At 59.6% G+C, this 14,811-nt stretch carries 13 protein-coding genes; 7 read left to right on the plus strand and 6 right to left on the minus strand.

Translation table 11 applies throughout. The features are described from left to right. The 5 genes from ACYG9R_RS05690 to ACYG9R_RS05710 all read right to left on the minus strand — a co-directional run bounded on the left by ACYG9R_RS05690 (nucleotide 1) and on the right by ACYG9R_RS05710 (nucleotide 5,389). On the minus strand, nucleotides 1-861 hold the full coding sequence (locus tag ACYG9R_RS05690) for a carbohydrate ABC transporter permease (protein WP_023686871.1): 861 nt from the start codon (nucleotides 859-861) through the stop codon (nucleotides 1-3). Continuing rightward, a complete protein-coding gene (locus ACYG9R_RS05695) occupies nucleotides 858-1,817 on the minus strand; it encodes a carbohydrate ABC transporter permease (RefSeq protein WP_023682778.1) in 960 nt (319 codons plus the stop codon). Before ACYG9R_RS05695 ends, ACYG9R_RS05690 begins: the two co-directional genes overlap by 4 nt. 11 nt (nucleotides 1,818-1,828) lie before the next feature. Then, a complete protein-coding gene (locus ACYG9R_RS05700; RefSeq protein ID WP_023823608.1) occupies nucleotides 1,829-3,151 on the minus strand; it encodes an ABC transporter substrate-binding protein in 1,323 nt (440 codons plus the stop codon). Nucleotides 3,152-3,179: 28 nt separating this feature from the next. Then, entirely contained in the window at nucleotides 3,180-4,193 is a 1,014-nt protein-coding gene (locus ACYG9R_RS05705) for an SIS domain-containing protein (RefSeq protein WP_023740515.1), read from the minus strand. A gap of 173 nt (nucleotides 4,194-4,366) precedes the next feature. After that, nucleotides 4,367-5,389, minus strand: coding sequence for a LacI family DNA-binding transcriptional regulator (locus tag ACYG9R_RS05710; RefSeq protein WP_023823609.1), 1,023 nt, complete (start codon nucleotides 5,387-5,389; stop codon nucleotides 4,367-4,369). Between the two features lie 1,013 nt (nucleotides 5,390-6,402). Between ACYG9R_RS05710 and ACYG9R_RS05715 the strand changes: the two genes are divergently transcribed. The 6 genes from ACYG9R_RS05715 to ACYG9R_RS05740 all read left to right on the plus strand — a co-directional run bounded on the left by ACYG9R_RS05715 (nucleotide 6,403) and on the right by ACYG9R_RS05740 (nucleotide 13,305). Beyond that, nucleotides 6,403-7,482, plus strand: a complete 1,080-nt coding sequence (locus ACYG9R_RS05715) for a LacI family DNA-binding transcriptional regulator (protein WP_023667744.1) — start codon at nucleotides 6,403-6,405, stop codon at nucleotides 7,480-7,482. A gap of 365 nt (nucleotides 7,483-7,847) precedes the next feature. After that, nucleotides 7,848-8,840 carry a substrate-binding domain-containing protein gene (locus ACYG9R_RS05720; RefSeq protein ID WP_023704355.1) on the plus strand — a complete coding sequence of 331 codons (993 nt, stop codon included), beginning with the start codon at nucleotides 7,848-7,850 and terminating at the stop codon, nucleotides 8,838-8,840. Nucleotides 8,841-8,920: 80 nt separating this feature from the next. Further along, a complete protein-coding gene (locus tag ACYG9R_RS05725) occupies nucleotides 8,921-10,435 on the plus strand; it encodes a sugar ABC transporter ATP-binding protein (RefSeq protein WP_023823610.1) in 1,515 nt (504 codons plus the stop codon). Continuing rightward, nucleotides 10,428-11,435, plus strand: coding sequence for an ABC transporter permease (locus ACYG9R_RS05730; protein WP_023823611.1), 1,008 nt, complete (start codon nucleotides 10,428-10,430; stop codon nucleotides 11,433-11,435). Before ACYG9R_RS05725 ends, ACYG9R_RS05730 begins: the two co-directional genes overlap by 8 nt. Continuing rightward, entirely contained in the window at nucleotides 11,432-12,457 is a 1,026-nt protein-coding gene (locus ACYG9R_RS05735; protein WP_155923227.1) for an ABC transporter permease, read from the plus strand. The genes ACYG9R_RS05730 and ACYG9R_RS05735 overlap by 4 nt, the downstream gene beginning before the upstream one ends. Continuing rightward, the gene (locus ACYG9R_RS05740) at nucleotides 12,454-13,305 is read left to right on the plus strand and encodes a sugar phosphate isomerase/epimerase family protein (RefSeq protein WP_023823613.1); all 852 of its coding nucleotides are present in this window, start codon (nucleotides 12,454-12,456) and stop codon (nucleotides 13,303-13,305) included. Before ACYG9R_RS05735 ends, ACYG9R_RS05740 begins: the two co-directional genes overlap by 4 nt. Nucleotides 13,306-13,493: 188 nt before the next feature. Here the strand turns inward: ACYG9R_RS05740 and ACYG9R_RS05745 are convergent, their stop codons facing one another. Then, complete coding sequence (locus ACYG9R_RS05745) at nucleotides 13,494-13,616, minus strand: hypothetical protein (protein WP_460221811.1); 123 nt, start codon at nucleotides 13,614-13,616, stop codon at nucleotides 13,494-13,496. A gap of 236 nt (nucleotides 13,617-13,852) precedes the next feature. Here ACYG9R_RS05745 and ACYG9R_RS05750 point away from each other — a divergent pair, with 236 nt between their 5' ends. Further along, on the plus strand, nucleotides 13,853-14,803 hold the full coding sequence (locus ACYG9R_RS05750; protein WP_196813577.1) for a helix-turn-helix domain-containing protein: 951 nt from the start codon (nucleotides 13,853-13,855) through the stop codon (nucleotides 14,801-14,803). Nucleotides 14,804-14,811 lie beyond the last annotated feature (8 nt).

Here is a 14,811-nt window from a genome sequence, read left to right on the forward strand (position 1 = left end):
TTATTTGCCGATGCCTTCGGCCAAGCCACGGATGAAGTAGCGTTGCGCGCCAAAGAACACGATCACGATAGGCAGCGCCGAGATCGTCATGGCCGCGAACACCACGGCATAGTTGGTCCCGTGGGTTGCCATGATCGACGTCAGTCCGACCGGCAGCGTCTGCACATCCGAGCCGCTCGTGAAGATCATGGCGAAGAGATATTCGTTCCAGGCGAACAGGACGTGCAGGATGACGCAGGAAATAATGATCGGCCGGCACAGCGGCAAGGTGATGCGCCAGAAGATCTGACCCTCGCTGGCGCCATCCATCGTCGCCGCCTCGTCGATGTCTTCAGGCAGATCCAGCATGTAGGCGCGGATGAGGAAGGTGGTGAACGGCACACGGAACGCCGTGTAGAGAATGATCAGCGCCCAGTAGGTGTTGTAGAGACCGAGCGCCTGCAACATCTTCACCAGTGGAATGATCGCCACCGTGGGGCTCAGCATCAAGCCGCCCAGAACGATGGCGATAACCAGCGGCTTTGCCGGCATCTTGGTGCGGGTCAGGCCGAAAGCCGTCCAGGCGCTGATCAGCACGGTGCATATGGCCGAAGCGACGGTCACCAGCACCGAGACTGTCACGTAGCCACGCACGCCCTGGTTCCACGCTTGCACGTAATTGTTCCACGACCAATGGGTGGGCAGGGCGAAGGGATCGCCGAAGATCTGCGCATTGTCCTTGAAGCCGCTCAGCGCCATCCAGATCAGCGGATAGATGACGACGACACCAAGGCAGACCAGGAATGAATAGAGCAACGTCCTGGCGATGACCGACCACACATTGACGTGCCGGCTGCGACCGGCTGCGACCATCGCACTCATAGCTGCACCCGGCGGCGCTTGGTGTACCAGAGCTGTGCCGCACCTGTGAGCATGGTCAACATGAAGATGACGGCGGCGATCGCCGCGCCATAGCCGAAATTGTCCTCGATGAAGGCCTTCTGGTAGAGCCACGTGCCCAGCACCTGGCTGCTGTTGTTGGGCCCGCCTGCGGTCATCACCATGACCTCGTTGAACACCTGGAACGCGCCCGTGATGGTGACGATGATCATCAACCCCGTCATTTCCCGGGTCAGCGGAAAGGTGATGCTCCACAGGCGGCGAAGAGGACCCGCGCCGTCGATCGTTGCGGCATCGTAGAGGTCGCGCGGGATCTTCTGGATGGCGATGGCGAACAGCAGCGTCGAATAGCCAAAACCCTGCCATTGGCTCATGGCGATGATGGCATAGATGGCGGTGTGCTCATTGCCGAGCCAAGGCATGACGAGCTGGCTCAGTCCAACACGGCTGAGCGCGGCATCCAGCAAGCCGATCTGCGGCTGGTAGATGAAATAAAACAGCAGGCCGGTCACCGTGATCGAGATTGCCGACGGCACGAAATAGACGGCGCGCCACAGCCGGCGCCAGCTTTCGCTTTTCAGGTCCTCGATAATGGCCGCCAGCAGGAACGCGCCGAAGACCTGGAAGATGACGGAGATGAGAGCGTAGAGGCAGTTGTTCCACAGCGCCAGCAGCACGACCGGGTCATGCAGCAGCCGGTCGTAGTTGGCGAGGCCGACATTGGTGACCTCGCCGGTGTAGATGTCCTGGTCGGTGGTGCTGACGATGAAATTGTCGACGATCGGATAATAGACGAACCAGCCGATGAGGATGAGCGCGATCGCCGCCCATCGCAACGACAACAGGTTGGCGAAGCAGGCCCGCCGGCTCTTTGGCCGTTGCGGCCTGGCGACGCCGATGTCGGCGCCGCTGTCCACTGTGTCCGAGGCCCTTGCCATGCTCGCCTGCTTTATTTGGCCGCGGATGCGGCTTTGCGCACCTCGTCCATCACTTGCTCGGGCGTCATCGAGCCGCCCGCCAGCGCCTGCAGGCTGGACAGCCAGACGGCGGCGACGCGCGGTGGGTTGGCCGTATCCAGCCAGGGCATGAGGTATGAGGCGGCGTTGATATCCTTGAGGCCATCGACCACAGCCGCGCTCATGTTCGATTCCGAGGCGCCGCCGATGGTGGCGCTCGGCTGGCCATAGGGTGGCGCAGACAAGACCTGCGCATTTTCCTTCGAGGTCACGAACTTCATGAAATCGATCGCCAGCGGGATGTTCTTCGATGCCGCATTGATCATGTAGCCCTCCGGCGCGCCCTCGATCGACTTGGCGTCACCCTTGGCGCCGGCGGGCACCGGCAGCCGGAAGAATCCGAAATCGGCGGGCTTTAACGCCGACTCCGGCGTGGCGGCCTGATCGAACTCGATGATTTCCTGGTAGTACATGGCCGACTGGGCGTTGGTGAAGGCCTGGAGAGCCGAGGCATAGGATGTGCCGTTAACGCCGGCGCCATCGGTGCAGCGCTCGATAAGCTGGCTGAACTGCTTGAGTGCTGCGATATAGCCTGGGTCGGTGTATTGGGCGGTGGCCGGATCGAAGTCGCGTTCCAGCGCTGCCTGCGGCACGTTGTAGGCGAGCAGCTGGCCTGCAAAGTGGATTGCCGGCCAGGCCTCCTTGTTGCCGAAGGAGATCGGTGTCACGCCGGATTTGCGGATGGCGTCGCAGCTGGTCAGCAATTCCTCGAAAGTGGCGGGTGCCTTGAGGCCGAGCTTGGCGAAGATCTGCTTGTTGTAACCCATGAACTTGGCATCCTGGTAAAGCGGAATGCCATAGAACTTGCCGTTGTATTCGAACGCCTTGACGGCGGCCGGAGACAGCGACTTGCCCCACTCGGTATCGGGACCAATGACGGGCGTGAGATCAACGGCGCGATTGCCGCGCACGAAATTGCCACCCCAGCTGCCTGTCCAGGAGAAATAGATATCGGGCAGCGAGTTGGAAGCGACCAGCGTCTTGGTCTTGCCCTTCACGCTGTCGTCGCTCTCCTGGATAAGTTCGACCTTCACATCCGGATGGAGCTTCTCATAGGCCTGTGCCAGGCTGACGAAATAGGGCGACAGCTGTTGCAGCCCGAACTTGGTCAGGACCGAAAGCGTGCCGGTGTATTCCACCTTGGCGTTTGGGTCGGCCGTGACAGCCGGCGAAGCGGCGGAACTGCCGCTTATCGACAACCCCAATGATGATACCGCGGCCACCGTGACCGCCACGACTTGCAGCGAACGTTTCATGGATAGCTCCTTCAGAGGTAAGAGGGGATCAATATTCCACGCGTTTGTAGTAGCGACGGGTGGTCAGCGGGTGGTTGCGCAGCACCTCGAGATGGGCGCTCAGCCGCTCGAGCAAGGTGGCGAGCAGAACCGGCGAGATCATGCCGCGGACCTTTGCGGAGGTGCCCGGCAACTTGACCGAGGCCGCGTCCAGCGTGCGAACGCGGTCCGTGTAGCGCTTGGCGAAGTTCTCGACCCGGTCGGCCAGGGGCCGAAGGGCATCTTCGCCCTTGAACACGAAAACGCTGACGCCCGGCTCGACCAACTCGAGCGTACCGTGGAAGAAGTCGGCGGCGTGCACCGGGCGGGTGCGAATCCACTGCATCTCTTCGAGGATGCACATGCCGTAATAGTGTGCCTCCGGCCACACCGAGCCGGCGCCGGTGAAGATGTGATAGGTATCGTCCTTGATTGTCTGGGCCAGTTCGGCCGCCCTGTCCTCAAAGGCAGCCTTGGCGTCGGCAAGCAGATCCGGCAGCAGTTTGAGTTCGGCGACAGTGCCATCAAAATCATCATATTCGCCGCGCTCTTCCAGCAGGGCCAGGACGATCAGCAGCGTCTGCAGGTAGAAGGATTCCGACGAGGTGTCGTCTTCGGCGAAGTTCGTGAAATTGTGGTCAGCCTCCCGTGCGATTGGCGTATCCGAATGGCCGGTGAGCGAGATCGTGCGCACGCCGCGTTTTTTCAGGAAGGCCATGAGCGCGACGCCTTCCTTGGTCGTGCCCGACAAGGACGGGATGATCACCACGGCCTTGCTGTCGAGACCGGCGGGCGGATCGATCACGACCTGCGCCGGATAGGCACCGCTCACCGGGAAGGTGGAGCAGCGCTGCGCCAACTCGATCGCGGGCAAGGTTAGAAGCTGCACGCCGCCGGTGCCCATGAAAAACAGCCGCTCGACGCCATCTGCCAGCAGTGTGCGCATCAGTGAGCGAACCTCACCTGCGACGGCGACGGCCCCGCTTTGGATCTTCACGAAGCGGTCCCTATCGAAGTTCAGCATGACGTTTTCCTTGCATTTCGCATGTTACAGGCCTCTAGCCCGCCTTAGGCGTCGGGGGGCCGTCTAGCTCGTTTTCCCAATGTGAGATCGATCTCACAAGCAATAATGGGCACGCAATTTCGCCAATGGCAAGTCCTTTAGACGAAATTCTCCGAACTCGAGGGGTTTGCTCTTTAGCGCACAGCGCGCCGGGCAACCGATCCGCGTACGATCAAGCGGGTCTGAAATCGGGTACGGCGCGGTGCAACCTTTTTGCCGGCAAGCCGCTCCAGCAGGTATCTGGCGGCGAGCGGTCCGATCTCGGAGATGGGTTGCGCCACGACCGTTATCTGCGGATCGGTGAACGTGGCGAGGTTGAAGTCATCGAAGCCAACCACCGACACATCATGCGGAATCGAGAGCCCCATTGAACGCAGGCCAAGAAGCGCGCCTTGCGTCATGAGGCTGTCCACCGTGAACAGTGCGGTCGGGCGATTGCGCCGGCTGAACAGGCGGATCGTGGCTTCGATGGCGTGCTCGACGGTCGAGCGCGATACGCCGATGAGCGCTTCATCGATTGCGATCCCATGCGAGTGGAGCGAGTTTTGGTAGCCAGCCAAGCGTTCCTGTGCCGTAAAGATGCGTGACTCGTCGCGCAAAAGACCGATCCGGTGGTGACCGTTGCCAACTAGATAGTCCACTGCCTCGCGTGCCCCGCCCTCGTTGTCGACGACGACGCTGTCGCATTGCAGGTCCTTTACCACGCGGTCGATGAGCACGATCGGTGCGCCTTCGCGGGCCAGTTGCACAATATGCTGGCTGTCGGTTGCAGACGTTGGGGCAAGGATGAAGCCGCGAATGCTGAGCGAGCGAAGGCTCTTAAGCAGTTCTTTCTCCTGTTCTACATTCTCCTCGCTGCTGGCAATCAGAAGATTGTGGCGGTGCTTGCGCAGTTCCACCTCTATGTCGTGCGCGATTCGGGCGAAGAACGGATTCTGGATATCGCCGGGCACGAAGCCTATGATCGGCAATTGTCCGCTGCGCAGCGCCTGCGCGACGAGGTTGGCCCGATAGCCCAGCCTTTCGGCTGCCTCAACCACGCGGAGCGCCGTCTCGTCGCCAACGTAACCATAGCTGTTGAGCGCCCGGGCGGCCGTGGCGCGCGACACCTTAGCCGCTGCGGCAACGTCCTTTAGTGTGATTCCTTTCTGGGCCACAGGTAACCGTCCTTCTTGGATCTGAACATTGCGTCAGATCATTCTCGGCTCGTCTTGCCGGCATCGTTGTGCGGCATATCGGACGATTCTCAAACTGCGAACATAGCTTTCGCAACTCCTTGCCACCTAATCGAGATACGCGCGCTGTTTGGCTATCTGGAAATTTGATCCACGAATGCACCTACATGTTGTGCAGTCAGTTCATTGCCTTGCACTGCCAGCATACGGCAATGAGTTCACGCCATGGTCCAGGCGGCCTCCCTGGCATCGATCATAACACCGATGGAGACGACTAGCCTTGCCGCCAAACTCGTCCAGCGATTGGAGGCGAGCTTTCAAAAAGGCCGAGCCAGACGCTCAAGGCCCGCTGCACGGAGAGCCACAGGCTGGGAGACTCTGAGCAAATCGGGAATCTGAGTCGCTTGCTCTGAACCGTCGGCATCATGCTGCTAACCGGTTTTGATCCTTCGGGGCTCCGCATTGGCAATAGCGACGAAAATGCTGTCGAGCAGACCCTTGTCGCGGAAGGAACTTGCCAAGCAAGGGCACCTCGGCCAAGTACGCAAACAACGCCCGGAGACGAGGCGCATCCGGCAGCACCCTTTTGGGGCCAGATAGAGACTCAGAAACCCAAAGCTTTCATCTTCCCGCTATTGAAACGGAGGACTCGATCGTGACGCGTGCGCCCGACCATCGCCAACGGTGGGCTCCAAACTGATCGAAACTTCTCGTCGACCTTTGCAAGGTGATTGATCATCGGGGAGACCAAAGCCGAAACACTGGGGTTGGTGTCTCCAGGGACGCTGAACGAAAGCTTCAGGGAAAATCCCAAATCTGCCGATTTCCCTGGCGCTGTCATTGCAACGATCGAGACAATCAGGGAGACCGGACCGGAGGCACGAGAGGCCGCGTCCTTCCGTGGGGTCGCTCCTCCAAACCGTTTGACGCAATTTAGAGATGTTGCCTTGACCCCGCACTAGCGTCTACTGCATCTGCTAGTAGGAGCGTCACGAATGGCGAGAAAGTCTGTCCGACGCAAGTCAACGATTTATGACATCGCGGTGGCGGCAAAGTTGTCCCCGACAGCGGTTAGTCTCGTCCTCAATGGCTCGTGGCAACAGCACCGGATCAAGGCGGAAACCGCAGCGACCATCCTCGATTGGGCTGAGCGGCTTGGCTATGCTGTCAACCTCAAGGCACGAGGATTGCGGCTTTCCCGATCCGGGCTCGCTGGAATGATCTTGCCACATTACCGCAATCGCTTCTTCGCCGGATTGGCCGAAGCCTTTGAAGCGGAATCCCGCGTCCACCGCTTGTGCCCGATCGTCGTCAGCACCCATCGCAATCCTGATAACGAGTTGAGTGTGACGGAAACCCTGCTGGCCCAGCAGGTGGAATTTCTCTTCCTTGCGGGCGTTCGTGACCCCGATCCGCTGAATGATCTGTGCCGGGCAGCGGGCGTCCGGTGCATCAACATCGATCTGCCAGGCCGCCGGGCTCCCTCAGTTGTTTCTGACAACTACGGGGGCGCCAAGGCGCTCACAGAGATCATTGTTCAGAAATTGAAAGAACGAGGGGGCTCCACCGAAGATCTCTTCTTCTTTGGCGGGGTCAGCGATGATGACGCAACACGTAGCCGTTTGCTGGGTTTTCACGATGCGCTGGCAGCGCATGGGATTGTTACGGGCCCGGGCACGATTGACTGCTGCGGATACGCACCGACCAACGCTGCTCGGTCTCTCGCTGCACGATACGCTCAGCTTGGGCATCTGCCCTCAGGTATGTTCGTCAACGGCGTGACCGCACTTGAAGGAACATTGCGGTTCACTTCGACGCTAGCCTCAAGTGAGCTTGGACGGGTTGTTGTCGGAAGCTTCGACTGGGATCCATTCGCGGCGCATTTGCCCTTCGATGTGACCATGGTCCGACAGAATGTCGAGGTGATGATTGCTGAAGGATTTTCGCTTCTGGAGAATTATTCGATAGACCACTTTCCGCTGGTGACCGTACCGACCAGCTTTGGGCGAACCGGAGAGCATGACGGCGCCCAAGAAGATTGGGATTCGGCATCCAAATCGAGCATCGACCACTAGCAATTCTTTGTCACGAGACATCGTTGCAGAAGTTCAACTCCGTTCATCAGCACCTCGGATCTGGGTAGCACCGCCTCCACCCAAGGCTCGCGGGGGATCGCATGTCCTTTCTACGGGTGCAGCCTGAGTGCGAAAGGGCGGATCGTTTACATCAATCGAGAAATGTTTTTAGACGCTGGTGGCGTGACCGCCTTGCTAAATCTATTTAGCACCTTGACCGCCCGGCATTCAAAGTCTTTTATGGCGCGTTCTGGGAGGAATGCGGCGCCGAGTGCGTCAATGCCGTCGGGCACAAAGGGGTGGGCCAAACAAAGCCGACATGGGCAATAGGCAACTCAAAAACTCGTCAATCAGGGAGGAATTAAATGTTAGCAAAAACTATACTCGCGGCAGCGTTCGGCGCAGCCCTTTCCGTCGCCACAATGAATGCTGCGCTGGCAAAGGACGTCAAGGTTGGAGTCGTCGTGAAGATCGGCGGCATTCCCTGGTTCAATGCCATGGAAACGGGAATAAAGGAAAAGTCGAAAGAGCTTGGCGACGACGGCTTCATGGTCGGGCCGACCAGCGCCGACCCGGCACTTCAGGTCCGCGCGATCGAAGACCTGATAGCTCAGGGCGTCAGCGTAATTGGCGTCGTGCCGAATGATGCAAACGTTCTCGAGCCGGTTCTAAAAAAGGCGCGCGACACGGGCATCAAGGTCATAACCCATGAATCGCCAGACCAGGTGAACGCTGATTGGGACTTCGAAATGGTCTCGGCCGTTGGTTTCGGTGAGGCCCATGCCAAGCTATTTGCCGAGAAAATGGGCGGCAAAGGCAAGTACGTGGTGTACGTGGGTTCTCTTACCGTGCCCGCACACAATGCCTGGGCCGATGCTGCAATCGCCTACCTGAAGAAGAACTTTCCCGACATGCAGATGGTTGGCGACAGATATGGCGTGGCCGAAAGCGCCGATGACAGCCGGAAGACGGCTCTGGATGTGCTTGCCGCCAATCCTGACCTCGGCGGCTTCCTGACGTTCGGCAGTCAGGGACCGATCGGCGCCGGACGCGCGATCGAGGAGCAGAAGCTTGGTGACAAGGTGGTTCTTGTCGGTTCATTCTCGCCTAGTCAAGGCAGCGCAATGCTCAAGTCCGGCATTATTGACGGCGGCTATATGTGGAATCCTCTGGAAGCGGGCAAAGTATTCGTAACGATGGCTGATTTTCTGGCGGGCGGCGGTGAAATCACCGACGGCATGACGATCGAAGGTCTGGGTGTCGTTCACCCTGACTTCAAAACCGGCACCATCATCGTGGACGCTGTGCAGCCTATCACGGTCGAAACTGTCGATGGTCTTGCAGCCCTAGGGCTTTAGATGGCGGACCATGGCTGGCGTGCCGGGGTGGCAGATCAATCCCGGCACGCCCCATCCTTGTCATTTCAGAAGGGCCCGCCGTGAACCTCGTCGCGTCTACGACGCAGGACCTCCCATCGGTTCTGTCGTTTAGCAACATAAGCGTCACATTTGGTGGCGTTAGAGCCCTCCAGGATGTCGCCTTCGAGGTTCTCCCGGGTGAAGTGCAATGCATCGCCGGTGAGAACGGCAGCGGCAAGAGCACCCTGATCAAGGTAATCACCGGCGTTTGTCAGCCGCTAGCCGGCGCAAACATGTCGATCGCCGGAAAGTCTGTCGACATCATGTCGCCGGCTGCGGCGCGCAGCGCCGGGGTGGAAGTCATCTGGCAGGACCTCGCACTGTTTCCTGAAATGACAGTCGCGGAAAATATCGGGATCAGAACTGTCCTCGGCAAAATGCCTCGGCTCGTCGATCATTCGCGCATTCGCGAGGTGGCGCGAGGGCTGTTGGCGCGGCTTGGCGCCGACCTCGATGTCGACGCGCCTCTGCGTAGCTTTGCAATCGCCCAACGTCAGATCGTCGCCATCGCCCGGGCGCTCGCCGGCGATGCGAAGGTTATTTTCATGGACGAGCCCACATCGTCGCTTACTCAATCGGAAACAGACCGGTTGCTCGCGATCGTTCGAACACTCTCGAATGAAGGCATGGCCATCGTCTTCGTCAGCCATCGCCTTGCAGAAGTTCTGGAGATCTCAAGTCGCGTCACCGTTCTGCGCGACGGTAAGGTCGTTGGGGTGTTCCCGACCGCCGGAATGACCCAATCACGCCTAACCGAACTAATGACCGGCAAGACTTTCGACCAAACCGTGAGCACGAGAAACCTTAGTGGATCACCCGTCGTGTTGAAGATCGACCGATTGACCCGCGCAGGCGACTATGACGACGTTTCGCTGACAATACGGCGCGGTGAAACGCTTGGCCTGACCGGGCTACTCGGCGCCGGTCGCACAGAACTCGCGCTTTCGATTTTCGGCATGCTGCGCCCAGACCGCGGCAGCATCTCACTTAACGGGACGGTTCTTCATCTGAACTCCAACCGCGACGCAATCCGGGCAGGTATTGGCTACCTCTCCGAAGACCGCTTGTCCCTTGGTCTCATACAAGCTCAGTCCATCGCCGACAACGCCGTTATCCCGGTGCTCGACAAGATCCTTGATCGAGGGCTGATCTCCTCGGAGAAGAAGGATGCGCTCGTCAATCATTGGATCGAGGAATTGGCGATAAAAATCGGGCGGCATACGGATGCGATTTCCACACTCTCGGGCGGCAACCAGCAAAGGGTGGCCATCGCCAAATGGCTGGCGGTCGGCCTGAAACTGATCATTCTTGATTCGCCAACCGTGGGGGTGGACGTTGGCGCGCGGGCCGGCATCTTCGAGATTGTCGCCAAGCTCGCTGCCGAAGGCCTGGCGATTCTGCTGATATCCGATGAAGTGCCGGAGGTCTATTTCAACGCCGATCGCATCCTCCATATGGCCGCGGGCAAGATAGTCGCCGAATACGACCCGCACGCCATCTCGCTCGGCGACCTGGAAGCTGCCGTCTATGCGTAACCGCGGCAAGCTCTTCCGGGCTCATCCCACCGAGACATGGCTCGTTGTGGTTCTTCTCATCATGAGCGCAGGTCTCTCCGTTGCGAGCGACAAATTCTTCACCATTGCCAATCTCTTCAACCTGCTCAACACAAGCTCGACAAATCTGATCTTCGCGGTTGGGCTGCTGGTGGTGTTGATCGCTGGGGGCATCGACATCTCCTTCGCTGTGGCCGCGTCAGTGGTTCAATACGTCGTGGCGCTGGCTCTAGCCCAAATGGGAGGTGGTGATTGGTTCATCGGCCTCACCTTGGCGGCAATTGTCGGGATCGCCCTGGGTGCGGTGAACGCCGGCCTCATCTACTATTTCCAGATCATTTCAATCGTTGTCACCATCGCCACCTTCAATATTTTTTTCGGCCTGCTGATGTTCTTCACGCACGGTGTATCGATCTACAATCTGCCTGCATGGTGGACGCATCGCACTGTGCTTTTCGAGTTCCAACAGGCGAATGGCAATTGGGCCGAGCTAACACTGCCGGTTGCGATCATGGCGGTCTGCGTCGCCGCCACCTGGGGACTTATCCGGTATACCACCACGGGACGGCAGCTATACGCTTTTGGCGACAACCCGGAGGGCGCCCGTCGCCTCGGTATCAACATCGCGGCGATGCACTTCATTGCCTTCGGCTGGCTTGGTTTGATGGCCGGGATCGCGGGACTTGTGCAGGTGCACTATTCCCAGGAAGTCGTGCCCAACGCATTGGTGGGGCGCGAGCTGGACGTGCTGGCAGCGGTAGTCCTTGGCGGTGCCAGACTGGGTGGCGGGCGCGGCACCGTGCTCGGTTGCATCCTTGGCGTGTTTCTTGTGTCGGTGACGCAAAACGGGCTGAACCTCCTCGGCATCTCGCCCTATGCTTTCAAGATGATCGTCGGGGCGATCATTCTGATTGCCATCACGCTGTCCAACGCCCCGCTCGGGCTCATCCTCGCGGGCTTGCGGCAGAGGATGGGTACATGACGCAGCGCGTGCTCGAAACTGGAGCCCTACGGCATGAATCCTTGAGCCGTCTTGCCAGCAAGCTGGGCGCCGAGAATATCGGGCTTTTGCTGGCATTGATTTTGGTGATTGGATTTTTCGGGTCTCTCTCGCCGCGGTTCCTGTCCAGAGCTACTTTTGAATCGGTGGCCTTCCAGTTGCCTGAACTTGGACTGCTTACGCTCGCGATGTTGATGCCGATCATCTCGGGCGGTATCAATCTCGCCGTGACGTTCACGGCCAATCTCTGTGGCCTCACGCTCGCCTGGGTTCTTCAGGCCAACGGAGGACCGGACGCAAGCATCTATGCCTTTCTACTCGGTTCCGTTCTTGCGGTCGGCGTTGGCACGGCAAGCGGCTTGGTCATGGGCCCGGTGATAGCCTATACCGGCGCGCACCCCATCCTCGTTTCGCTCTCGGTGATGATTTTCCTGCGCGGCCTTGGCGAGTTTCTGACCCGCGGCGCCGATATTTCGGGCTTTCCCGAATTCATCCAGCCCCTGGGCCACGGCAGCATCGTCGGCATTCCTGTCCCGCTGCTGATACTGCTCGGCGCAGTCATCGTCTGGCATGTCTTGATGACCCGAACCAGGCTTGGTTTTTCAAACTATATGGTCGGCTCCAACATCGAGGCGACGCGCTATTCCGGCATCTCGACGCGACGCGTGATCATTCTGATCTACGCGCTGTCTGGCGCCATGTGTGCGTTGGCCGGCATTATCATGATGGCACGATTCAATTCCGTCCGTGTCGGCCATGGCGAGTCCTATGTGCTGATTACGGTGCTTGCCTGCTTCTTGGGCGGGGTGAATCCGTTTGGCGGCTTCGGCAAGGTCGTTTCGGTCTTCCTAGCCCTCATCGTTTTGCAGTTGCTTTCTTCGGGACTGAATCTCTTGGGCGCCAGCCAGCACCTGGCCACAGCCATTTGGGGCATCATGCTGATCGGCGTCATGATCTTGCGGTGGGCTGCCGGGCAGCTCAATTTCATGAGGATAATACGATGAAGGGTTTTGGCGTTCATACCAGCATGTGGACGAGTGGTTGGTCCGTAGAGGGCGCCGAGCACACTGTAGCGGCGGTGAAAAAATACGATCTCGATTTCATCGAAATTTCGCTGGCCGATCCATTTTCTTGCGATGCCGATCACACCCGCAAGCTGCTGGCGGCAAATGGCATGCAGGCGGTGTGCTCGCTAGGGTTGCCCGAATATGCGTGGGCATCGCGCCACCCACAGGAGGCGATTGACTTTCTCAAGGTGGCTATCGACAAGACGGCCGACATCGGAGCCCAGGCGCTGTGCGGCGTAATCTATGGCGGCATCGGCGAGCGTACTGGCGTGCCACCTACCCAGGACGAACTTGATAACGTTGCGAAAGTGATGACGTCCGCCGCCGCGCAAGCCAAGTCTCGCGGCGTCGAACTCGGTGTCGAAGCCGTGAACCGCTACGAGAACCACATCATCAACACCGCGGCTCAGGCGGTGGCTTTGATCGAACGAGTGGGCGCCGACAATATGTTCGTGCACCTTGATACCTACCACATGAATATCGAGGAAAAGGGCATGGGCAACGGCATTATCACCGCCCGCGATTACCTCAAATATATCCATCTCTCCGAGTCTGATCGCGGCACCCCGGGCGAGGGCAATTGCAATTGGGATGAGACGTTCGCGACGCTGGCCGCGATCGGCTTCAAGGGCGGGCTCGCGATGGAGAGCTTCATCAACATGGATCCGCGTCTGGCGTTTGGCCTCAGCGTGTGGCGTCCGGTGGCCGAGAGTGAAGCGGTTGTGATGGGCAACGGTCTGCCGTTCTTGCGCAACAAGGCACGGCAGTACGGGCTGATCGCATAAGTTACATCACCATGCGAGATCGAAACTCGGCACATCATGAGCCGACTGCATCGACATTGCGGCGACTGCCTTCGAAGCAGGAGCCGATCGAGAGGCAATATTGCGGCGTTTTAGATCCCGGCCTTCGGCTGCCCCCCGGGCGCAAGCAGCCAACCGGTCGGCGATCGCAACTGCCGCGAACATCTATTTCACCGGCTCGGGCATCGCAGCCCTACCTTCGGCGGCCGCGAGCCGGCTCCGACCCGCTCACCCAACTCGATGGCGACGCCCTCACCGACCGCGGTCACGGTGCCCGAGAGTTCATGCCCCATGATGCGCGGATAGGCCAGGTAGGGAGCTTGCCTTCAAAATATGGTAGTCGGTCCCACAGAGTCCGACATGGCTGATGCTGACCAGCGCCCATCCGGCTTCCGGCTGGCCGGGCGGCGCGGCGTGAATCACCTCCGCCGTTGCGGCAAAGATGCTTATCATGTTAAGGAAGACGCGGCGCTGCCGCAGCGTCACAATCCCGCGACAAGACGGGAACAATGAGAATGTGGAGGAGACTATGACCGCCCACCACGTGAGCGTCGCCGATGGCGAGGCTTTCCTATCCGCGTCGCGGATGCTGTTCGGCCCGATCACCCAGCGTTTCTCGCGCGGCGAGGCGCCGTCGCTGCCGAAGCTCGTGTCCGTGCATCTCGGCTCCTGTCGGCTCTCCGAGATCAAGGCCAAGTCGCATCTCGTCGTCAGCGACCGCACCTTCTGGCGTAGCTTCGATCCCGATGCGATCAAGATCCTGATGCAGCTCAGCGGCCGCAGCCGTTTCGAGCAGAAGGGGGTCGCGGTCGATCTCGGCCCACGCGCTGCGATCATCTATGATCCAATGCGCAGCTATTCGCTGCAAAACCTGTCGGATGTCGACCAACTCATCCTGCAGGTGCCGCGCTCGACTTTCGGCGACGGGACGTTGACGCGTCTCTCGGCGCCGGTGCCGTTGCCCGGCAACGACGATAGCCTTACCCATATCGTTTCCGGTCTGATGCAGATGGCGATCGGCACCGCGCACAAGCTCGACGACGCCAGTTGCCGCCGTGTCGGAGAAAGCCTTATACAACTCGTCAACGGACTGATCCAGGCAAGGCCGACGGCGCCGGAGTTCCGCCGCTCGCCGCTGGAAGCGCTGCGTGAACGCATCGTCGCCTATATCGACGCCAACCTGGCGCGTTCAAACCTGTCGGCCGAGGACATAGCCCGCCACATGGGCTGCTCCCGCCGCTATCTGCACCGCGCCTTCGAAGGCGAAGGCACCACACTGGAGCGATTCGTGTGGGATAGACGGCTGGAGCGCAGCAAGGAGGAGCTGCTGTCGCCCGCCCGCGCCTCAGCCTCCATCTCGGAAGTCGCGTTTGCCTGCGGGTTCAATTCTAGCGCACATTTTTCGCGGGCGTTCAGAAGCAAGTATGATGTTGCGCCGAGAGACTTGCGGGAGCGAGTGCGAATGGTGGTGGTGCATTAGGAAGGTGC

It is taken from the genome of Mesorhizobium sp. RSR565B, from assembly GCF_054719465.1.